The organism is Antrihabitans cavernicola (assembly GCF_008297975.1).
Taxonomy (GTDB): domain Bacteria; phylum Actinomycetota; class Actinomycetes; order Mycobacteriales; family Mycobacteriaceae; genus Antrihabitans; species Antrihabitans cavernicola.
Genome location: NZ_VLNY01000001.1, coordinates 669,911 through 689,739 on the forward strand (window position 1 = coordinate 669,911; position 19,829 = coordinate 689,739).

Genomic DNA, 19,829 nt, shown 5'->3' on the forward strand with positions numbered 1-19,829 from the left:
TGCGTGCACGGGAGCCGGGTACGCCTTCTTTCATGAAGGCATACGGATTCACGGAATACGGCAACTCCGACACGCAGGACTTTCTCGATCTCGACACACCGTCGCCCATGCCTGGCGAGCTGTTGATCGAGGTCAAGGCGTCGGGCGTCAATCCGGTCGACTGGAAGATCCGATCCGGTCACCTGCGCGAGTTCCAGGAACGCGACATGCCCGCCGTGCTCGGATCGGAGGTCTCGGGGGTGGTTCGCAAGGTCGGCCAGGATGTCGACGGCTTCACCGAGGGTGACGAGGTGTTCGGTACCGTCGCGCCGAACTCCGGCAGCTTCGCCGAGTACACACTGACACCGGCAACCGCCACCTCGCACAAGCCTGCCCACGTGTCGTTCACCGACGCGTCGACCTTGGGCGTGGCCGGTGCAACCGCATACGACGGCGTCACCCAACTCGGCTTGCAGAAGGGCCAGACCCTGCTGATCAATGGCATCAGCGGTGGCGTCGGGGTGGCTGCAGCCCAGATCGCACGCGATCTCGGCATCAACGTGGTCGGCACGGCGAGCCCCGACAAGCAAGAACTGATCGAGTCCCTCGGTGCGATCTTGGTCCCGTACGGCGATGGCGTTGCCGACCGGATCAGGCAGATCATGCCGGATGGCGTCGACGCGATCTTCGACCTCGCAGGCGGCGACGGCTTGCGTGCCGTTGTCGAACTCCTCACCGACCGCACCAAGCTCATCACCGCAGCCGATCCGGGCACCGCGGAAGAACTCGGCGGTCACCAGATCGAACGCGACCGGACCAGTCGCGTGCTGGACGCAGTCGCGTCCTTGGTCGCAGACGGCAAGCTCGACCCGCACGTCGAGGACATCATCGCGCTCGACGATGCACCCGATGCACTCGCCGCAGTGGAGAAGGGTCATGCCAAGGGCAAGGTCGTGATTCAGGTCGGCTAGCGGCTGACCGTCTTCTGGTACTGGCGGATGGCCAGCGGCACGAAGACCACCAGGAACAGGGCGGTCCACAGCAGCGATGCAAGTACCGAGTGCTGCAGTGGCCACGCCGTCGGTGGCGGCACGTCCGGATTGGTGTTGCCGAACAGTTCTCGCACGGCTTGGGTGAGCGCCGATACCGGATTCCATTCCGCGACCACCTTCAGGAAGCTGGGCAGACGCTCGGTGGGAACGAAGGTGTTCGCAAGGAAGGTGAGCGGGAAGATCACCATGAAGGTGGCGTTGTTGAACACTTCCGGCGTGCGGATCATCAACCCGACCACCGCCATCATCCAGGACAGTGCGTACGCGAACAGCAGCAGCAGGCCGAAGCCCGCGAGCGCTTCCAGGAACGACGTGCGGATACGCCACCCGATCGCGAGACCCGTCAATGCCATCACGACAAGGCTGATCAGGTTGATGATGATGTCGCTGGTGGTCCGACCGATCAGCACTGCCGACGGCGCCATCGGCAGTGATCGGAATCTGTCGATGATGCCTTTCTGGATGTCCTCGACCAGGCCGAGGCCGGTCCAGGAAGCTCCGAAAATGACTGTCTGCGTGAAGATTCCGGCGATCAGGAACTCGCGGTAGGACATGCCTGGCAGGTCGATCGCGCTGCCGAAGATGTAGCCGAACAGCAGCACGAACATGATCGGCGACAAGATGGTGAACACCAGTAGGTCGGGTACCCGCTTGATCTTGATGACGTTGCGCTTGGCAATGGTGATTCCGTCGGCCGCCGCCATGGCAATGGCGTTCATCGGTTCAGCTCCTTCGCGTCGATGGAATCCTCGTCTTGCACCTCTTCGGCCTCATGGCCCGTCAACGAGAGGAACACGTCGTCGAGAGTGGGTCGTCGTAGTCCGACATCGCGCACCTTGATGCCCTCGTCTCTCAGACGGCCGAGCGCCGCAACCAGGGCCTCGGATCCGTCGGCGACGGGAACGGTGATCCGGCGGACGTTCGCTTCCACCGCAATGTCGCCGACCGCGAGCGGGGCGAGCAACACGCGAGCGGTCTCGAGCTGCGCCTGATCTTCGACCTTCAACTCGACGCGCTCACCGCCGACTTGATCCTTCAATTCGTCGGAGGTGCCGCGGGCGATCACCTTGCCGTGGTCGATCACCGCGATCCGATCGGCGAGACGGTCTGCCTCTTCCATGTATTGGCTGGTCAGCAGCAGGGTGGTGCCTTTCGCGACCAGTTCGTCGATCACGTCCCACAGCCCGAGACGAGCACGCGGATCGAGGCCCGTGGTCGGCTCGTCCAGGAACAGCACCGGCGGATCGGCGACCAATGCGCCCGCGAGATCCAGCCTGCGCCGCATGCCGCCGGAGTACCCCTTGACCGGCCGATCACCGGCGTCGGTGAGATCGAACTGCTCGAGAAGGTCCCTGGCGCGCGCCTTCGAGTTCTTGATCCCCAGGTGGTAGAGCCTGCCCACCATCTCCAAATTCTCTGCGCCGGTGAGATATTCGTCGACCGCGGCGTACTGTCCGGAAGCGCCGATCTTCGAGCGCAACGCCCGCGCGTCCTTGATCACGTCGAGTCCCGCGACGGTACCGCGGCCGGAATCCGGTGCCAGTAAAGTCGTCAAGACCCGGACGGTGGTGGTCTTTCCCGCACCGTTCGGCCCGAGTAGCGCCATCACGGTGCCCTCGGCGACCGACAGATCCAATCCGTCGAGAGCGACTTGTTTTCCGTACTTCTTGACCAGTCCCTCGGCAACGATTGCGTCGGCCATATGTCCCTCGTTCCGTGTGCGTCGACTGCAAGCGAGTATTGCGGAGCCCACCGACAATGTCATCCTAATTGTCCGAATATGCAGGTGTCCGATTCGAGTAGTCCGCTACTCAAGCGCAGGTCACAGAGCGGTTCATCATCTTTCTCATCCGCGGAACGCGGCGTTCGATCGAGAAAGAACAACACGATGAGCACAGTTCGATTCACCCGCGGCGCAGCACTCGCTCTGGCCGCAGCCACCACCGTATTTCTCCTTCCGGCCTGCTCGAGCGACGCCGAGCCGGACAAGGCCGGAACGTTCTACGGTCCTTCGCAAACTCTCGGACACGGGACGGTGCGGACGTACGCAACCGTTGACGGAGACGGCAACCCCACGGCGGTCGGCGTCCGCATGTCGGAGACCGCACTCGACGGGCTTCCCACCGAAGACGCCGTGCCGCCGGCCATGTCGATGATCGATTTCCCGGATCAGGCGGCGCAGACCCCGTTCGACAGCGTCATGCTGAATTGGAACAGCCACGGTCACGACCCGGCACCGTTGTTCGGCAAGCCCCACTTCGACGTGCATTTCGACATGGTCGACATGGCCGCGATGGACGCCATCTCGCCCGCCGATCCGCAGTTCGCCGCTCGAGCCGAACGGTTGCCCGACCCGAAGTACACACCGCAGGACTACGTCACCCCGCCCGGACCACCGATCGCGCAGCAAGCCGTGCCCGGCATGGGAGTGCACATGTTGGACGGCTCGGCAATGCCGATCCCCGGCCAGTACAACTTCGAGCAGATCTTCATCAACGGCAGCTGGAACGGGACCTACACGTTCATGGAGCCGATGATCACGCGCGAATGGCTGCTGACCAAGCCCACGCTCCAGCAGCAGATCAAGCAGCCGCAGGCCTACCAGAAGACCGGCTACTACCCGACCACCTACAGCGTCCACTTCGACGACGCAGCAAAGGAATACGACATTCAACTCGGCAGCCTGACCCACCGAGAACAGTCCTGACTAGTCCGGCAGCATAGGCACCGAGATCCCCGGGTTACGTCCGAGCAGCACGGCCCGGGTGACCGCGGTCGACCCGAATCGGTCGCGAAGGTCGTCGATGGTGCCATCGAGTTCACCACCGGAATTGGGGTCGAACGGCAGCGCCAACTGGACGGCGTCGTCGTTCTCCAGATTGCTCAGCGACATCCCGATCAGCGTGAGACCTCGGGTGCGAATCATGGGCATCGCTGCGTCGAGCAACCCGCGCGCGGTGACCATCAAGGTCTCGGTGTGGGCTGTCGGTTCGGCAAGGGTGTGCGACCGCGTCGCGCGGGTGAAATCGTCGAAACGCATGCGCAGCACCACGGTTCGACACACCCGCTCGGCGGTCCGCATCCGCTTGCCCAACCGGTCGACGATCGCCACCATCGTTGCTTCGATGTCTTCCTGGGACTTGGGACGGCGCCCGAGCGCACGCTGCGAACCGATCGAACGCCGCCGCCGACCGACCTCGACGCGGCGCGGATCACGCGCCATAGACAGCGCATACAGGTGCCTACCCGAGGCCTTGCCCAACGCCGACGACAGGCTCGATTCACCGTGCTGAGCCAGCTGACCGACAGTGGTGATCCCGCGTTCGTGTAGCTTGCGCGCAGTGACAGCGCCTACGCCCCAGAGTCTTTCGACCGGAAGCGGGTGCAGAAACGTCAACTCGCCGTCGGGCGGAACCTCGAGCAGCCCGTCCGGCTTACCCACCGCACTGGCCACCTTCGCGAGAAACTTGGTGCGTGCGATCCCCACGGTGATCGGCAGGCCCACCTGCTCGCGCACCTCACGTCGCAGCCTGGTCGCGATGTCGACCGGTGTGCCCGCGATCCGGCGCAGGCCACCGACGTCCAGGAACGCCTCGTCGATCGAAATCCCTTCCACCAGCGGTGTGGTGTTCCGAAACACGTCGAACACCGCCTTGCTCGCTTCCACGTAGGCGTCGAAGCGCGGGGGCACGACGATCGCCTGCGGGCACAGCTGCAAGGCCTGGCGCCCCCCGCTCGCCGTGCGGACGCCGAACGCCTTCGCCTCGTAGCTGGCGGCGAGCACAACACCCCCACCCACGATCACCGGTTTGCCGCGCAGGCTCGGATCGTCGCGCTGCTCTACCGAAGCATAGAACGCATCCAGATCGGCATGCAGAATCGTCGCCTCACCCGATCGCGACGCCATGGACACGAACGTATGTTCGCATAGCCGTCCGACACGGCTCCGTGTCAGCGGGCGTTCAAGTACCCGGCCGCTCGCACCTCGTCGCCGACGACGAACCAGATGTCGACGGCAGTGCCTCGGCGATCGGCATGAATGGTGACCGCTTCGCCGAACACGATGGGCTTGCGGTATTCGACGACCGCGCGGTGCGGCGACGCCGCGAGTTCCGGCGCCAGCCGAACGAGCACGTCGTGCATGCCGTGCCAGTAGACGGTGTTGGTGAGGTGTTCGAAATGATCGAGATCCGTTCGCCGCAAAGGAAATTCGGCAACATCCCCGGCGCGACGCGGTTCCTTCAGCCACGGCCGCCACCGCAATCGATGCTCGTCGGTAGTCGTGCCCATTTGAGCGAGGAATTCGTCGGAGATCCGCGCAGGCCCGCCCGCATCCTTGCTCATGTTGATCCAGAAGCCTTCGGTTTCGATCCTGCCGCCGTCGGCGCCGTCCAGACGCACGCGCATGGTCAACCACCGGGTGGACAGTGCCGAGCACCATCGGCGCAGGGTGATGGAGTTCGGCCACACGATCGGTTCGATGACATCGATGACGGTGCGCTGCACGATCCAATGCGGATGAGATTGCGTCTGCTTCGCATCCTCGAGGTGCTCGGCACCGGTTTCCTGCGCGTACCGCGCTATGCCGTCCAGTCGGAGGCGGTAGTCCTCGTCCATGTCGTGTGTCCGCAGCGGCCACGACGTCCGATAGATGTAACCGTCGTCGGGCAATTCTTGGAGCTCGTGCCCCACCTCGGCCTCATCGGGCATCTGCTGCTCCTTCGTTTCCGCCATGGTGCCAGTTATCTGATCGGCCGCGCAGCAAGAGCCACCAACGATCGGGCCGGTCCGGCAGGCGGTTGACTACCGTCGCGCCAGACCGCCCGCAGCTTCCGGGTCAGATCGAGGTCGGCAACCGGGACAGCGACCAGCCGCCCCAGTGCCAGGTCGTCGGCGACGGCGAGATCACTCATCGCGCCCGGTGCGGCGCCGGCCGCGATGGCGGCGCGCACAGCAGCTGCACTGGCGAGCTCCATCACCGGCGGCGCGAGAACCGTACCGCCGGGCAGGCTGTCGAGGAGCGCGCGCTCCAACGCCTGCCGAGTTCCCGATCCGGATTCTCTTGTCACGAAAGCGGTTTCGGCAAGGTCTCCGGCGTGCAACGGCCGTTTGCGACGTGCCCACGGGTGGTTCGGCGACACCACGACAACCAAGCGATCCTGGGCGACGACGCGCGAATGCAGCGCGGGAGCAACCTTCGGGCTCTCGATGAATCCGATGTCGGCATCGCCGTCGGCGACCGTGCGCATCACCACGTCGCTGTTGGCGGCAGTGAGCTCCACTTCGGTCTCCGGCTCGCCGAACGACCGTTGCTGCGCACGCAACGCGACCAACCATCGAGGCACCAGATGCTCGGCGACGGTGACGCTCGACGCGACATGCAGATGTGCGGCAGTGTCGTTGCGCAGCGACGCGATACCCGCATCCAGACGTTCGGCGGCGGCGAGCACCGTGCCCGCCCACTGCGCCACAAGTAGGCCTGCCGACGTCAACCGCGATCCCTGCGGACTCCGTGCCAGCAGCGCCACACCCACCTGCGCTTCCATCGCCCGGATCCGCATGGACGCGGCCTGCTGCGTTATGCCGACCATCGCCGCCGCGGCGTTCATGCTTCCTGCCGAATCGACGGCCAGCAGAATCTGCAATGCGTCCAGGTCAGGGACGTGCGAACTCAACCGCGTTACAACCACAAGTTGTAACGATACAAGAAATTGGCTGCTACCGGCACCGATCCGATCGGACCAGGCTTACTGCATGGCCACCACCTACCTGCCGCGCACACATGCACCGCGCCCCGTCACATCCCAGACCGTCACACTTCAGCCCGTCACATCCCACGCTCGCACCTCGGCGCTGGCGAACATCACGCCCAACTGGTTCGCATCGGTGATGGGTACCGGAATCGTGGCAACCGCGGCAGCGACGCTCCCCGTGCACATCGTTGGCTTCCACACCTTCGCGACGTTGGTCTGGCTCCTGGCCGCAATTGCGTTGATCGGACTGAGCACCGCCTTCGGCCTGCATTGGACTCGGCACCGCGCCAACGCTCGCGCACACGCCGACCACCCGGTCATGTCGCAGTTCTACGGTGCGCCGCCGATGGCGATGCTCACCGTCGGCGCGGGCACCCTGTTGCTCGGGAAAGATGTGATCGGGCTCGACGCCGCACTTGGCATCGACTGGATTTTGTGGATCGGCGGCACACTGGCCGGACTCGCCACCAGCGTGTGGATCCCGTTTCGGATGATCACGGCACACGACCACGCCACTGCCACAGCACTTCCCGCGTGGTTGATGCCGGTGGTCCCGCCGATGGTTTCCGCCTCGACCGGAGCACTGCTGCTCCCCCACGTGGCTGCGGGCCAGGCCCGACTGACGATGCTGCTCGCCTGCTACGCGATGTTCGGCCTCAGTCTGATCATCGGCCTGATGACGCTGACCCTGGTGTACTCCCGCCTGCTGCACAGCGGCATGCCGGCCGTCCACGCTGCGCCTACCGTCTGGATCTCCCTCGGCGTCATCGGCCAGTCCATCACTGCCGCAAACCTTCTCGGTGTCCGAGCCGACCTGGTGTTCACCGGCGATCAGGCCATGTTCGCCACCGGATTGCATGTGTTCGGCCTGATCTTCGGTGTGATCATGGGCGGCTTCGGCGTGCTCTTCTTCGCACTCGCGGTGGCCCTGACGATCCATGCCGCTCGGCAGGGTCTGCAGTTCACGCTTACCTGGTGGTCCTTCACCTTCCCCATCGGCACCTGTGTCACCGGGGCGACTGCACTGGGGACCACAGCCGGATCCACAGCGATCCACGGGCTGGCCGTGCTGCTCTACGTCCTTCTGCTCAGCGCGTGGGCCACCGTCGCAACGCACACCGTGCGAGGCTCGCTGAACGGACAGCTCTTCCTCCCCTCGTAAGTCAGCAATTGGTCGGTGCAGGCAAACCGGCGAACCGATCGGCGAAGAACTTCAGCACGGCAGGCGTTTCCGTGACGGACAGGCTCAGATGTTCGGCAACCTGCTCAGCCTGGAACCACACCTTCGAACCGCCCGCACACCAGTCCCGCGCCAATTGCTGGGCCGCGGCGAACGGCATGCCCTCGTCGTAAACGGCGTGATAGAGATACACAGGCGCGGTGGGAGCGGCGGCGCCGAGTTTGAGTTCCGCGAAGAACTTCTGGACTCGGGGATCGTCGAGCGGATTCGGGACGATGGTGAAATCGCCGAGCTGGCGAAACGGGTACGCGATCGCACCCTCCTCGATGCATCGGCCGGACAGCACCTGTTCCGCTTGGCGCCCTTGATCGTTGAGCAGATCCCGCAGCCCTTGCATGTCCGGATACTCGCGGCTCACGCCGATCACGCCCATCAGGTACACGCTCGACGCCGGCCCGCCGTTCATCTGACGGCCCGCGGCTTGCAGATCTGCCGGAGTACCTCCGGCCGCAACGGCTTTCACGTTCAGTTCGGGCGCATACGACGGTTGCAGCTGCGCCGCCCAACCGGTGGCCAATGCGCCACCCGAGTAGCCCCACATCGCCACAGGTGTTCGCACACCGTCGAATCCGGTATCCGGCAACGATTCGGCGGCCCGGATTCCGTCCAGCGTCGCGCGCCCGGACATCTTCCCGGCGCCGTAGGCATTGCGCGGACCTTGATGATCGGTGACGACCACGCCGTAGCCCTGCTGCAGCAGCATCACCAGAACCCGCAGGTCGCCCTCGGTGCCGATCCGGAGGCGGTAGGACGGATTGCATTGCGCTGCAAGCCCATCGATGGCGATCTGATAGCTGATCACCGGATGGCCCGGTCGTGGTGTGCTCGACGGGATCACGGTGGTCACTGCCGTGACCGGCGCATCGTGTGAGTCCGCGGTGCGAAACAGGGCCTGTGTCGCTGTGATCGGCGTGGGAATTCCGTAGAAGGTCAACGCAACTGGACGGGTGCGAAAGACGGTGCCCGGCGCGGCGGTGGCGAAGCCTGCGGGGGCGTCGTAGAAGGCGTCCGCAGTCGGCTCCGGCAACGGATCTGCGCCCGCAGTCATCGGCTGCAGCCCGATTGCGCTGAACCACAAGGTAAGCAGTGCCAGTCGTGTTCCCGTGCGCATCCGCATGGCTTCCCCAGAACTGTCGTCGTTGACAGAAAGTGACTGCGGCCACAGTCTACGACGCGTAAGCCCGATCGTCGGTCAGCACGGATAGGGCGATTTCGCTCGCGCCGACCGCAACGCCGACGCCCACCACACAAGCTGATCGAGGGTGACGGTGATGGCGTCGTCGAATCCCGACGTCTGCTTCGGCCAGCTCCCGTCGGCGGCAAACTGATCCCAATAACAGGGCAGGCTCACCGTGTTTCGGATCGCGACCGCATTCAGTTCGGCGAACACCTGCCGCAGTTGCGCGGTGGCATGCAGCCCGCCGGACTCACGTCCGTAGGACACGAAGGTGACCGGCTTCGCGGCCCATTCGTCGAAGTACCAGTCGATCACGGTCTTCACGGCTGCGGGAAAGCTGTGGTTGTACTCGGGAGTCACGACGACGAACGCGTCTGCCGCGCTCAGTCTCGGCGCCAATGCCTGTACCTGCGGCGGCACGTCCTCGTCCTGATCGCCCAACGCTTCGGGAAGATCCGTTTCGACGAGATCGACGACGTCGATGTCGAGTTCGCGCCTGCGCGACGCGTGGGCGGTGAACCAGTTGGCTGCGGTCGGCCCGAATCGACCGTGTCGGGTGCTACCGATGATCACGGCGACCCGGAGTTTCGCGTCGATCGACATGTCCGACCTCCTTGTTGTCACCTGAAACACTGCCTGAGTCCGCTTACGGTTTGTTTACGGACAGAGTTCGCATCGAGCACTCACTAGGCTGCGTTGCATGCGATTCGGTGTACTGGGGTCACTTGCGGTGTGGACGACGGCGGGCACGCCCGTCCCGATCCCCGGCTTGAAGGTCCGTGCAGTGCTGGCCGACCTGCTCGTTCATGCGGGTCGTCCGATCGCGGGCGATCGGTTGATCGACGACGTCTGGGGTGAACACCCACCCGGGAACGCCGCGGGGACGTTGTCCGCCAAGATCTCTCAGCTTCGACGAGCATTCGAGGACGCGGAGCCCGGCGCGCGCGAGTTGGTGGTGTCGCCGCCACCGGGTTACCGACTGAACGCCGCTGCCGATGCTGTGGACGCGAGCCAGTTCGAGTCGTTGATCGCCGACGCCGGTCGAGCCCACGATCCGCGCGCCGCCGCCGATTTACTCATCGACGCACTGGCGCTGTGGCGCGGCAGGGCCTACGCCGACTTCGCCGACGAGTCGTTCACGCAGCCTGCGATCACACGATTGGAGGAGCAGCGCCTGGTCGCCATCGAAGACTTGGCGCTGCTGCGCCTCGAGCTGGGTGAACATGCCCAGCTGGCCGGCGATCTGGCAGATCACGTTGCGGAACATCCACTGCGCGAACGCTTGCGGGCGGCACATATGCGCGCGCTGTACAGGGCTGGTCGGCAACGCGATGCGCTCGACAGTTTCGCCGAGCTGCGTACTCGGCTCGCCGACGAGTTGGGGCTCGACCCCGGCCCCGAGGTCACCGATCTTCAGCGCGCGATCCTCGATCAGGATCCAGCTCTGGCCGCGCCGCCGGAACGAGTGCCTACCGTCGCTCGTCGGCAGTCGAACCTGCCGACACCCTTAGCGGGACTGATCGGACGCGACGACGTTCTCGACGAATTGCGCACCGCCATACCGGATACGCGGCTTCTGACGCTGACCGGACCCGGTGGCGTCGGCAAAACCCGGCTGGCCATCGCGGCAGCGCATTCCGTTGCCGAGTCGTTTCCGGGCGGCGCGCTGCTGGTGGAGCTGGCAGGTCTCGACCGAACCGGTGCGGCGTCGACAGCGGTGCTCGATGCTGTGTCGACCGTCCTCGACATTCGAGACTCCGCCGACGACCTGCCCATCCGCGATCGTATTGCGGCTGCAGTTCGCGAACGGCAGCTGCTGCTGGTCCTGGACAACTGTGAGCATCTGATCGATCCGGTTGCCGACATCGCAGAGCTGCTGGTCGAGGCTGCACCTGGGCTGCGCATCCTGGCAACCAGCCGTGAACCGATCAATCTGCCGGGTGAACTGGTGTGGAGCGTTGCGCCGCTGGAGATTCCGGCGCGCGGTGCCGATATTGCGGAGCTCGAGCGATCCAGCGCAGTCCAGCTGTTCGTCAGCCGCGCCGCCGCCGGGGCTCGCGATTTCGGCCTCGACGACTCCACGGCGGCACCGGTCGCAACGCTGTGTCGTCGCCTCGACGGGATACCGTTGGCGCTCGAGCTCGCAGCGAATCGCGTTCGCACACTGGGTGTTCACGAGATGGTATCCCGCCTCGACGATCGATTCCGGTTGTTGGCAACCGGGCATCGCGGTGCACCACCGCGGCAGCAGACGCTCGCCGCGATGATCGACTGGAGTTGGGAACTGCTCGCCGAGCCCGAGCAGATCGCGTTGCGCAGGCTCGCCGTCCACGTCGACGGGTGCACGCTGGCTGCCGCGGAGTTCGTCTGTGCAGCTGACGATCTGCCCGTCGAGGACGTGTCCGAACTGGTCATCCGCCTGGTCGATCGATCCCTCGTCACGGTCGTCCATGCCAACGGACAGTCGCGCTACCGCCTGCTGGAATCGGTAGCGGCATACGCTCTTGCACGGCTGTCGGACGCAGGCGAGGTGCCCGCGGTTCAACACCGTCACCGCGCCTACTACACCCAGCTGGCACTCGATGCCGAGCCACAGCTCAACGGTCCGAATCAGCACGCCTGGCTACGACTCCTCGATTCCGAGAGTGCGAACCTCCGCAGCGCCTTCGACGGGGCGCTCGCCGCATCGGACTCGGATCAGGCTCTGCAACTTGCGAGTTCGCTTGTCTGGTACCGCTTTCTGCGCGGTCGGCTTGCCGAGGCTAAACGCACGCTGGATGCAGCCGCCGCCCTGCCTGATGCCGACCGGTCGGCCGTCGCTCGAGCGCGAGCCTGGTCGGTCGGGATCGCCCAGGAGCAGGGTTGCGCGTCGGACTCGCTGGCCGATGCCCTCGACGCGACCGCCGCTATCGTCGATCCGCATACGCGGGCCCGCGCCTACTGGTTCCTCGCCTTCACGGGTATGGATTCAGGGAATCTGAGCAGCGCGTCGGACCGCCTGGACACCGCCCTCGACGCATTCGCCGCCCTCGACGACCAGTGGGGAACGGCTGCAACGAAAGTCGCGAAAGCACACTTCGCACATATCCGCGGCGACGTCGCCCAACTCGAACTGCACGCGCGGAGTGCGGCGGAAATCTTCGACCGCCTCGGCGACCGTTGGGGTCAACTGCGCGCGACCGAATGGCTCGGAGGTCTTGCCGAGTTGACCGGCGACCTGGATTCGGCGGCCGACTATCACCGCAACGGCCTGGACATCGCGCAGGAGCTGGAATTGTGGCCGGACGTGTCGTCGCACCTGTCGTGGCTGGGCTGGATCGCTCATCAACGAGGTGACTACGTTGCCGCGCAAGAGTTGTGCGAGCCCGCGTTGCGCATGGCAAAGGAGCAGGGTTCGCGTTCAGGCGCGATCTTCGCGTCGCTCGGGCTGAGTTTCGCCGCACGCAAGGCAGGCGATCTCGACTCCGCGGAACCGTTGCTGCGCAGCATGCTTCGAGACGCGGAGCCGACGGACGACACCGCAGAACCGCCGATCTACTTACCGATGATCCTGGCGGAACTCGGATTCGTGATGATCGCGCGAGGCGACGCTGCTCGCGCGCGCGAGCTGCACCTGTCCGCACTGGACTATGCAATAACCCTCGATGCGCCGCGAGATACCGCGTACGGACTCGAGGGGTTGGCGACCGCGCTGGCCATGGTGAGTGAATTAGATGGTGCCGCAACACTGTTGGGCGCCGCCGCAGCTTTGCGAAAGTCGGCAGGCATGCCGCTGGCGCCGGCAGAGTCGAGCGATGTCGATCGAATCACCGAGTCCGTCGTAGCCGGTTTGGGGGTCGAGCCGATGGCGACTGCGCTGGCCACCGGTGCCGAATTGACACCGGTTCAGGCGCGCGCAGTCGCCATCGGACCCCTCATCGTCTAGCGCCCTCGCAAACGCTAGCTACTGCCGAACAGCCCGCTCGGCAGGAGGCCTCCAAGCCCGGGCGCGGGCGGCGGCGGGGGCGGCGGGAAGCCGATGCCCGGGAACCCGGGGAACCCTGGGAAGGCGGGACCCTGCTGCTGCCAGTGGTTGTCGCGGTCGTGACGGCCGTGGTCACGATCCCAGTTACCGTCGTGGTGGTTGTTGTCCCAGTTCCGGTCTGCCTGCACCACGCCCGGCGCGGGATCGGCCATTGCGGGGGCAGCCACCACGGTCAGCGGTACCGCGGCGATCGCCCCGGTCACCACAATCCGCGTGATCAGGCGACGAGCGCCCATCTGCTTCGCTTTCTCGAGCATCTTCGATCCTTCTTCCTGTTCGGCGCACTGGTTGGTGCTGGTTTCAATCGAACGCCTTCGGACTGCGCAGTACCTGTTATCAACCTGTGAATCCGCTGGCTGCGGGTTAGGTCTTCGGGTGGAAAAGGGCGACGTTCTTCGCGATCCAGTCGGCGAAGGACGTCGGTTCCCGGCCCATCACATCGGCGAAAACGGTATTCGGCTGTTCGGGGTGCTCGACCAGCGACGCCAATCCTTCGAGGTACCACTGCGCGTGGTCGCCCATCGACGGTTGCAACACCTCGATGCCTTCGCCGAGCGACACGGTCTGGAAGTCGATGTGCCGGTCGAGCGCAATTGCGATCTGACGGACGCGTTCACGTCTGGTGAGGGATTGCGGCCCCGTCAGTCGATAGGCCTTGCCACGGTGGTCGTCGTCGACCAGGACCGCTGCCGCCATTGCCGCGATGTCGTCCATGGCCGTCGGCGCGTTGGCCGCCGTCGGATACGGTTCTCGAACCGTCCCGCCGCGGATCTGGTCGGCCCAGATCGCGGCGTTTTCCATGAACTCACCCGGCCACAAGTGTGTCCATTCCACGCCCGTCCGTTCGATAGCTTCGGAGATCGGGTACCACCAATTTCCTGGCGGACCTGCGACGTCGACGACGTGTTTCACCCCGGCCCGAGCAGCGATCTGCACCGCCTCGTCCGCGGTGGCGAGCAGTGGGGCGAGGTAGAGCTGGTCGACGCCGTCGAACGCGGCGGGCAAGGTGTCGAGCTTGCCGAGATAGCCGTGCACCACCTCCACGCCGGATGGCAATGCGGCTTTCGACGGATTGTTGGTGAGCGCGCGCACGTCCGTGGCCCCGCGCGTGAGCAGGTGGTCGACGACCATTCGGCCGATATTTCCAGTAGCCCCTGTCACGAGAATCGTCATGCCGTACAGCATACGGAGTAGTTCGAATGTTTCCCGTGAAACCAAATTGGACGTTTGACCAGGAGACTTTCTGGATACACGGTCGTATGCCTTTCGATATGAGTCTCACTCCCGCCCAACACGATCTCGTGGCGCGAACGCACGATTTCGCAGCGAACGTGGTCCGTCCCGTCGCCGCGGAATACGACCGTGAGCAGGAATTTCCGTGGCCAGTGCTCGAGGAGGCGGCCGTGCGCGGGTTCTACAGTCCACTGTTCTATCGAGACCTGATCGGCGATCCCACCGGACTTTCGCTCCCGCTGTTCATGGAAGAACTCTTCTGGGGTTGCGCGGGAATCGGGCTCGCGACCGTCATGCCAGCGCTCGCGCTGTCGTCGATCGGACAGGCTGCCACTCCGGAACAGCTGCTGCGCTGGGCACCGGAATGCTTCGGCGAGCCGGGCGACCTGAAGCTGGCCGCCCTGTGTATCTCGGAGCCCGAGGGCGGCAGCGACGTGCGAAACCTGCGCACCACCGCCCGGCGGGACGGCGACGACTGGATCATCGACGGTCACAAGATGTGGATCGGGAACGGCGGCATAGCCAACGTGCACGTCGTCAACGCGGTCGTCGATCCGGAGCTCGGACACAAAGGGCAGGCGCTGTTCATCGTTCCCGGCGGCACGCCAGGCCTGGAACTGGTTCGCAAACTCGACAAGCTCGGCTGCCGCGCGTCGCACACCGCCGAGCTGAAGTTCAACGGTTGCCGCATCCCCGCCGAGAACCTGCTCGGTACGGAGGAGAAGTTGGAAGAGCGGCTCGCACGCGCCAAGGAAGGTACCAGGGGCAAGTCGGCGACGCTCGGCACCTTCGAGCAGACGCGGCCGATGGTCGCCGCACAGGCGATCGGCGTAGCGCGTGCGGCGTTGGAATTCGCGACCGACTACGCCAACGAACGCGAAGCATTCGGCGGACCGATCATTCGCAACCAGGGCATCTCGTTTCCCCTTGCCGACCTCGCGACGCGGATCGACTCCGCTCGGCTGCTCACTTGGCGCGCGGCGTGGATGGCGGCCAACGGCGTCGAGTTCCGCAATGCCGAAGGGTCCATGTCGAAGCTTGCGGCCAGCGAAGTCGCCGTCCGCGCGACCGAGCAAGCGATACAGACCTGCGGCGGTTGGGGCTACATCAGCGACCATCCGGTCGAGAAGTGGTACCGAGACGCCAAGCTGTACACCATCTTCGAGGGCACCAGCGAGATCCAGCGCCTCGTCATCGGACAGGCGCTCGGCCTGGCGGCGGGTGAACCGCCGCTGCACGTCGACTCGCCTGTCGACGGCAGCGCCCTGAACCGCATCTTCGGCCCCGGCACGCCCGCTCGCACCCGAGCCGGCGAAATGGCACTTGCTGCCAAGGACCACATTCCGGAGCCGGCGATGAAGGTGGCGATGCGGTTCCTCACGCCCAAGCGATAGCAATTCGTTGCGGTTCCTCCCGCTATCCGGGCGGAAATACACGATATTGGTAGCCATGGGCGAAGACGAGCACACCCAAGCCGATGTCGACGGTGCGCGTCAGGCGGGCGTCAGCTGGGAAGAAATCGGTGCCTCGCTCGGGATATCGCGCCAAGCCGCGTTTCAGCGATTCGGACGGCCGATCGATCCCAGAAGCGGCACACCCATGGACAAGTCGACGCTGCCCGATGCCCAAGCTCGCACCTTCGCGATCATCGATCACTACGGCTCGGCGGATTGGGGGTCGATCCGCGCACGCTTCGACGACAGAATGTCGGCGGGACTTTCCGCGGAAACCCTCGCCGACAACTGGGCAAGCGTCATCGGCGCTGTCGGCTCGTTGGAAGGAAGCGGAACGGCATTCGTTCGCCGCCGGGGTGACTACACCGTCGTCGATGTGCCGATGTCGTTCGAGGCGGGCGAAAGGACGTTGCGGGTGTCGTACGACGCCGTCGGCAAAGTAGCAGGACTGTTCATTCTCAAACCGGAGTTCGGCGAGAAAGCGTAGGGGCCGCGTTACTCGTCGCATCTGGCTGTTCGTTACGTGATCGATCGCATGGATATCACTCGTGAGCAGTTCGTCGACGAGATGACAGAGTTGCTGGTGGGGTACGTGAATCGGATGTGATCGGGTCTATGCCCCCAAAATTTGGGGCAACTCCCGAAACTTACAGTTTCATCTCATTCGCCCGCCTAACGGTTTTCTGTGGGTACCGTGCGGTCGAATGCGGATACGCGGAGACGGATACGACGCCAAGGGGGTAGGCGAATGATGTTGGCGCAGAATGTGAAACATCGGACCGTGGCGATGCTGCTCGGGTTGCTCACCGCCACGGCCTTCGCCGTCACCCTTCCGGCGCAGGCCAGCGCGAGGGGCGTATCGATCGATTACGACCGCGGACTGGGCGGCAGTGCGTCGGAAATCGGCGTCTACTCGCCGGCCATGAACAAAGTGATCAAGAACCGCGTTCTGCACGCCGCGGGTGGTCCAGCGCCCACGCTCTACCTCCTGACCGGCCTCGGTGGCGGAGAGGACAACATCTCGTGGTGGGACGACACGGACGTGCGTGCGTTCTTCGCAGGCAAGCACGTCAATGTCGTGATGCCCGTGGGCGGTCGCAGCAGCATGTACACGGATTGGAACGCCGACGATCCGGTCCTCGGCCGCAACAAATGGCAGACCTACCTCACCCGTGAGCTGCCGGGACTGATCGACGGCCACCTGGGCGCGACCGGCGCCAACGCGATCGCGGGCGTGTCGATGGCGGCGGGTCCGGCGCTCGACCTCGCCATTCAGGCGCCCGACGTCTACCGCGCCGTCGGCTCGTACAGCGGCTGCGCCAAGACGTCCGACATCCCGGGTGCGACGGCGGTATCGACGATCGTCGGCCTCGGTGGCGGCAACCCGATCAACATGTGGGGAGTTCCCAGCTCACCGCAATGGGTCGCACACGACCCGTACGTCAACGCACAACGGTTGGCAGGCAAGGCAATCTACATTTCCGCCGCAACAGGAATACCGGGCTCGATCGACAAGAACGGCTTTCCGAACCCGCCGGTCGAAGCGTTGTCGGCAGTGTGCACCGGCCTTTTCGCGTCGCGCCTTGCACAGTTCGGTATTCCCGCCAAATACGTTCTGCATCCGCGGGGCGCTCACACGTGGGGATTGTGGGAGGACGACCTACGCCAATCGTGGCCGGTCATCGCAGGTGCAATCGGTGCCTGATCGTGAAAACAGCGAGCGGGCCCCAAGATCTGCGATCTTGCGGCCCGCTCTGGTGGTGCGCTATGCCGAGAGACTCGACAGCGTGCCGATTCCCCCGAAGATGTCGCCGATTGCGCTGAACAAATCGCCGAGCGTACTGAAATCAGGCATCTCTTCTCCTCATCGGCCAAACAACTTGTCGGCAAAGCCATTTGCGGCAGTGCCCACTTTCCTGTGTACCCGAAGAGTGCAGAATACGCACATTTCGGGCTCGAGTCCCAGGTAGAACCGGCTTCGGCCACAACACAATGGAGGTATCGATGCAGCGCGTACGTCTCATGTTCATTGTTCTTGTCTCACTGGTGGTTTCCCTGTTGGGCACCGCGGGTATCGCCAATGCCGCACCGGCACAGGTCGATCCGGTACAAAGCCTGATCGATGCCGGTGTACCTGCGAATATCGCCCAGCAAGCCGGACTCGCGCACCCCGCGGCAGCGACCGATGTCGTGACCATCGCACACCCCGGAATGCGGTACAGCTTTCCGGGAACTCAGGTCGATGCGGTGCTCGATCACGACAAGGGCACTGTCACGGTGATCCAGCGCTGGCTCACCGTTCCATCACAACTCTCGGTCGGCTGGGTCAATTTGGCGAACGGTAAGGCCGGCGTCAGCGGCCTGCCCGACACACTCCCCATCGACGATCCGATGTATGCGAACTACAGCGACCACGCAGGCACCATCGCCACCGGAAACGGTTCGGTTGCCCTCGTGGTGTTCGGTCGTATCCCCGGTTGGACCGGTCTGATTCCGCTCGCGCCGGAGTACTTCGGGATCATGACGCCGTCGGCGTCGGTCGTTCGTGTCTGACGCAGTCAGGGCTGCACTGAAGCCACACACTCGGATTCCTGCTCACGCACTCCCGATTCAGGGTGCACGAGCAGGAATCGGAGTGTGTGAGAGTCGTTCACACTCATTGTGGAGCCTAGGAGATTCGAACTCCTGACATCTGCCTTGCAAAGGCAGCGCTCTACCAACTGAGCTAAGGCCCCTGATACAACGTCGCAACCACGTCAGTGGCGTGTGGCCTCGTGCCAGACGTCTTCACCGTTGCGTTGACTCTTCAGCTTGGTGAAACCGAGCACTGCGGCCACTACGACCCCGAGAGGTAGAAGAATTTTCATGTCCTCAACCTTACGTTTCCTCTCGGGAGTGGGCCTAGGAGGACTTGAACCTCCGACCTCTTCGTTATCAGCGAAGCGCTCTAACCGCCTGAGCTATAGGCCCGAATCGACTCGCGCACACCTGTACACGAACCGATGAACGAGAATACGGCATGCGGGTTGCAGCAACCAAAACCGCTGGTCGAAGGGGGGAGATGGCGCTGACGGCGGGCAGTAGCTCAGGAAATTTCGCCTGCCCACCGTCGCACCAACCATGTTTGCGGATTACCCGACGTCGCCCGCGGCGTGCAGCGTGTTGTACATCTGAACACCGCTGGCAATACCCACCGGGATTCCGAGCGCCGCCGCGCCGACGAGACTGCCGATGGCGATGCCGGTGCCGCCACCGACGAGGCAACCGAGGCCAAACGTGACCGGTGTGAGGGCAACCGTCGGAGCGCCGACCAGACCGCCGGTCAAACCGCCTGCCGCACAACCGACAGCACCACCGATGACACCGCCTGCCAACGTACCGATCCCGGTTGCCAGACCGAACTGTGTTGCGGCAACCGACAGCGCGCCGTTGAAATCGGCGGTCGAGTCGACATTGTGCAGCGGTAAGGCGGGCGCGAGCGCCGGTGCAACGGCATCCACTTGCTTCACACTCGCCGCAACGGGGATAGCCGTCGGAGGGGCCACCTGTGCTGCGTCCGGCCACGTAGAGACGTCACGACTGGCGGTCAGTCCGGTTCCAGCGACCAGCGTGCCTTTGCCGTCCAATAACTGGAACTGGCCGCCCTGCGTGGTGAGCGATCCAATTCCCGTATTCAATACGACCGAATGGTCGACCGCATTGGCTGTGTACTGCACGCCGGGCAGCACGTTGGTGCTGATAGTGGTGTTCGGCGGGATTGCCGGTGCCGGCGTTGCTCCAGCTGTGCCTGCGGCAATGCCTACGGCGGCGACGGCCAGTACGGCTGTGGCGGTGGCGCGTGTGATCGTGTTCATCGTTGGACCCTCATCTCATCTGTCGGATCGATGGCCGCCCGCGCTCTACCAAATGCGGGCTCC

19 protein-coding genes and 2 tRNA genes are annotated in these 19,829 nt (G+C 64.5%); 8 read left to right on the forward strand and 13 right to left on the reverse strand.

Translation table 11 applies throughout. The annotated features are described in order from the left end of the window. The first annotated feature begins 32 nt into the window (after positions 1–32). A complete protein-coding gene (locus tag FOY51_RS03180; RefSeq protein WP_149428712.1) occupies positions 33–950 on the forward strand; it encodes an NADP-dependent oxidoreductase in 918 nt (305 codons plus the stop codon). Here the strand turns inward: FOY51_RS03180 and FOY51_RS03185 are convergent. After that, a complete protein-coding gene (locus FOY51_RS03185) occupies positions 947–1,750 on the reverse strand; it encodes an ABC transporter permease (protein WP_149428713.1) in 804 nt (267 codons plus the stop codon). The genes FOY51_RS03180 and FOY51_RS03185 overlap by 4 nt on opposite strands. After that, complete coding sequence (locus tag FOY51_RS03190; RefSeq protein ID WP_149428714.1) at positions 1,747–2,733, reverse strand: ATP-binding cassette domain-containing protein; 987 nt, start codon at positions 2,731–2,733, stop codon at positions 1,747–1,749. Before FOY51_RS03190 ends, FOY51_RS03185 begins: the two co-directional genes overlap by 4 nt. Positions 2,734–2,919: 186 nt before the next feature. On the opposite strand from FOY51_RS03190, the gene FOY51_RS03195 reads away from it, so the two are divergent. After that, positions 2,920–3,738, forward strand: a complete 819-nt coding sequence (locus FOY51_RS03195) for a DUF5602 domain-containing protein (RefSeq protein WP_149428715.1) — start codon at positions 2,920–2,922, stop codon at positions 3,736–3,738. Here the strand turns inward: FOY51_RS03195 and dinB are convergent, their stop codons facing one another. Genes dinB through FOY51_RS03210 form a run of 3 tightly spaced genes read right to left on the reverse strand, consistent with a single transcriptional unit; the run spans position 3,739 to position 6,706 of the window. Continuing rightward, positions 3,739–4,938 (reverse strand): DNA polymerase IV, encoded by a 1,200-nt coding sequence (gene dinB / locus FOY51_RS03200; protein ID WP_149428716.1) that lies wholly within the window; start codon positions 4,936–4,938, stop codon positions 3,739–3,741. Between the two features lie 44 nt (positions 4,939–4,982). After that, complete coding sequence (locus FOY51_RS03205; protein ID WP_149428717.1) at positions 4,983–5,741, reverse strand: acyl-[acyl-carrier-protein] thioesterase; 759 nt, start codon at positions 5,739–5,741, stop codon at positions 4,983–4,985. 32 nt (positions 5,742–5,773) lie between these two features. Further along, a complete protein-coding gene (locus tag FOY51_RS03210; protein WP_235916076.1) occupies positions 5,774–6,706 on the reverse strand; it encodes a LysR family transcriptional regulator in 933 nt (310 codons plus the stop codon). A gap of 79 nt (positions 6,707–6,785) precedes the next feature. Here FOY51_RS03210 and FOY51_RS03215 point away from each other — a divergent pair, with 79 nt between their 5' ends. After that, positions 6,786–7,946 (forward strand): TDT family transporter, encoded by a 1,161-nt coding sequence (locus FOY51_RS03215; RefSeq protein ID WP_149428718.1) that lies wholly within the window; start codon positions 6,786–6,788, stop codon positions 7,944–7,946. 1 nt (position 7,947) lies between these two features. On the opposite strand, the gene FOY51_RS03220 is transcribed toward FOY51_RS03215, so the two are convergent. Next, positions 7,948–9,135 carry a lipase family protein gene (locus FOY51_RS03220; RefSeq protein WP_187776152.1) on the reverse strand — a complete coding sequence of 396 codons (1,188 nt, stop codon included), beginning with the start codon at positions 9,133–9,135 and terminating at the stop codon, positions 7,948–7,950. 81 nt (positions 9,136–9,216) lie between these two features. Continuing rightward, on the reverse strand, positions 9,217–9,804 hold the full coding sequence (locus FOY51_RS03225; protein WP_149428720.1) for an NADPH-dependent FMN reductase: 588 nt from the start codon (positions 9,802–9,804) through the stop codon (positions 9,217–9,219). Between the two features lie 97 nt (positions 9,805–9,901). Between FOY51_RS03225 and FOY51_RS03230 the strand changes: the two genes are divergently transcribed. Further along, the gene (locus FOY51_RS03230) at positions 9,902–13,126 is read left to right on the forward strand and encodes an AfsR/SARP family transcriptional regulator (RefSeq protein WP_149428721.1); all 3,225 of its coding nucleotides are present in this window, start codon (positions 9,902–9,904) and stop codon (positions 13,124–13,126) included. 14 nt (positions 13,127–13,140) lie between these two features. Here FOY51_RS03230 and FOY51_RS27085 read toward each other — a convergent pair whose 3' ends face one another. Together FOY51_RS27085 and FOY51_RS03240 are read right to left on the reverse strand one after the other, a co-directional pair. Then, a complete protein-coding gene (locus FOY51_RS27085; protein WP_187776153.1) occupies positions 13,141–13,482 on the reverse strand; it encodes a hypothetical protein in 342 nt (113 codons plus the stop codon). A 106-nt stretch (positions 13,483–13,588) separates the two neighbouring features. Further along, complete coding sequence (locus FOY51_RS03240) at positions 13,589–14,398, reverse strand: NAD(P)H-binding protein (protein WP_149428722.1); 810 nt, start codon at positions 14,396–14,398, stop codon at positions 13,589–13,591. An 86-nt stretch (positions 14,399–14,484) separates the two neighbouring features. On the opposite strand from FOY51_RS03240, the gene FOY51_RS03245 reads away from it, so the two are divergent. The 4 genes from FOY51_RS03245 (at position 14,485) to FOY51_RS03260 (ending at position 18,465) form a co-directional block, all read left to right on the forward strand. After that, on the forward strand, positions 14,485–15,852 hold the full coding sequence (locus FOY51_RS03245) for an acyl-CoA dehydrogenase family protein (protein ID WP_149428723.1): 1,368 nt from the start codon (positions 14,485–14,487) through the stop codon (positions 15,850–15,852). Between the two features lie 55 nt (positions 15,853–15,907). Beyond that, positions 15,908–16,399, forward strand: a complete 492-nt coding sequence (locus FOY51_RS03250) for a DUF3887 domain-containing protein (protein ID WP_149428724.1) — start codon at positions 15,908–15,910, stop codon at positions 16,397–16,399. Positions 16,400–16,660: 261 nt separating this feature from the next. Then, positions 16,661–17,617 (forward strand): alpha/beta hydrolase, encoded by a 957-nt coding sequence (locus FOY51_RS03255; RefSeq protein WP_149428725.1) that lies wholly within the window; start codon positions 16,661–16,663, stop codon positions 17,615–17,617. A gap of 299 nt (positions 17,618–17,916) precedes the next feature. Continuing rightward, on the forward strand, positions 17,917–18,465 hold the full coding sequence (locus FOY51_RS03260; RefSeq protein WP_149428726.1) for a hypothetical protein: 549 nt from the start codon (positions 17,917–17,919) through the stop codon (positions 18,463–18,465). A gap of 109 nt (positions 18,466–18,574) precedes the next feature. Here the strand turns inward: FOY51_RS03260 and FOY51_RS03265 are convergent. The 4 genes from FOY51_RS03265 to FOY51_RS03275 form a co-directional block, all read right to left on the reverse strand. Further along, a tRNA-Ala gene (locus tag FOY51_RS03265) sits at positions 18,575–18,647 on the reverse strand. A gap of 21 nt (positions 18,648–18,668) precedes the next feature. Next, on the reverse strand, positions 18,669–18,779 hold the full coding sequence (locus FOY51_RS27370) for a DLW-39 family protein (protein ID WP_214633049.1): 111 nt from the start codon (positions 18,777–18,779) through the stop codon (positions 18,669–18,671). Positions 18,780–18,808: 29 nt separating this feature from the next. Continuing rightward, positions 18,809–18,882, reverse strand: a tRNA-Ile gene (locus tag FOY51_RS03270). 161 nt (positions 18,883–19,043) lie between these two features. Further along, a complete protein-coding gene (locus FOY51_RS03275) occupies positions 19,044–19,766 on the reverse strand; it encodes a DUF8020 domain-containing protein (protein WP_149428727.1) in 723 nt (240 codons plus the stop codon). Positions 19,767–19,829: the final 63 nt, after the last annotated feature.

Bases quoted from the DNA above. Each gene is read 5' to 3' on its own strand.
- FOY51_RS03275 (WP_149428727.1), bottom strand. From the start codon at position 19,766: ATGAACACGATCACACGCGCCACCGCCACAGCCGTACTGGCCGTCGCC.
- FOY51_RS03220 (WP_187776152.1), bottom strand. From the start codon at position 9,135: ATGCGCACGGGAACACGACTGGCACTGCTTACCTTGTGGTTCAGCGCA.
- FOY51_RS03215 (WP_149428718.1), top strand. From the start codon at position 6,786: ATGGCCACCACCTACCTGCCGCGCACACATGCACCGCGCCCCGTCACA.
- FOY51_RS03205 (WP_149428717.1), bottom strand. From the start codon at position 5,741: ATGCCCGATGAGGCCGAGGTGGGGCACGAGCTCCAAGAATTGCCCGAC.
- FOY51_RS03190 (WP_149428714.1), bottom strand. From the start codon at position 2,733: ATGGCCGACGCAATCGTTGCCGAGGGACTGGTCAAGAAGTACGGAAAA.
- FOY51_RS27085 (WP_187776153.1), bottom strand. From the start codon at position 13,482: ATGCTCGAGAAAGCGAAGCAGATGGGCGCTCGTCGCCTGATCACGCGG.
- FOY51_RS03255 (WP_149428725.1), top strand. From the start codon at position 16,661: ATGATGTTGGCGCAGAATGTGAAACATCGGACCGTGGCGATGCTGCTC.
- FOY51_RS03240 (WP_149428722.1), bottom strand. From the start codon at position 14,398: ATGACGATTCTCGTGACAGGGGCTACTGGAAATATCGGCCGAATGGTC.
- FOY51_RS03180 (WP_149428712.1), top strand. From the start codon at position 33: ATGAAGGCATACGGATTCACGGAATACGGCAACTCCGACACGCAGGAC.
- FOY51_RS03195 (WP_149428715.1), top strand. From the start codon at position 2,920: ATGAGCACAGTTCGATTCACCCGCGGCGCAGCACTCGCTCTGGCCGCA.
- FOY51_RS03225 (WP_149428720.1), bottom strand. From the start codon at position 9,804: ATGTCGATCGACGCGAAACTCCGGGTCGCCGTGATCATCGGTAGCACC.
- FOY51_RS03260 (WP_149428726.1), top strand. From the start codon at position 17,917: ATGCAGCGCGTACGTCTCATGTTCATTGTTCTTGTCTCACTGGTGGTT.
- FOY51_RS03245 (WP_149428723.1), top strand. From the start codon at position 14,485: ATGCCTTTCGATATGAGTCTCACTCCCGCCCAACACGATCTCGTGGCG.
- FOY51_RS03230 (WP_149428721.1), top strand. From the start codon at position 9,902: ATGCGATTCGGTGTACTGGGGTCACTTGCGGTGTGGACGACGGCGGGC.
- FOY51_RS03250 (WP_149428724.1), top strand. From the start codon at position 15,908: ATGGGCGAAGACGAGCACACCCAAGCCGATGTCGACGGTGCGCGTCAG.
- FOY51_RS27370 (WP_214633049.1), bottom strand. From the start codon at position 18,779: ATGAAAATTCTTCTACCTCTCGGGGTCGTAGTGGCCGCAGTGCTCGGT.
- FOY51_RS03185 (WP_149428713.1), bottom strand. From the start codon at position 1,750: ATGAACGCCATTGCCATGGCGGCGGCCGACGGAATCACCATTGCCAAG.
- dinB (WP_149428716.1), bottom strand. From the start codon at position 4,938: ATGGCGTCGCGATCGGGTGAGGCGACGATTCTGCATGCCGATCTGGAT.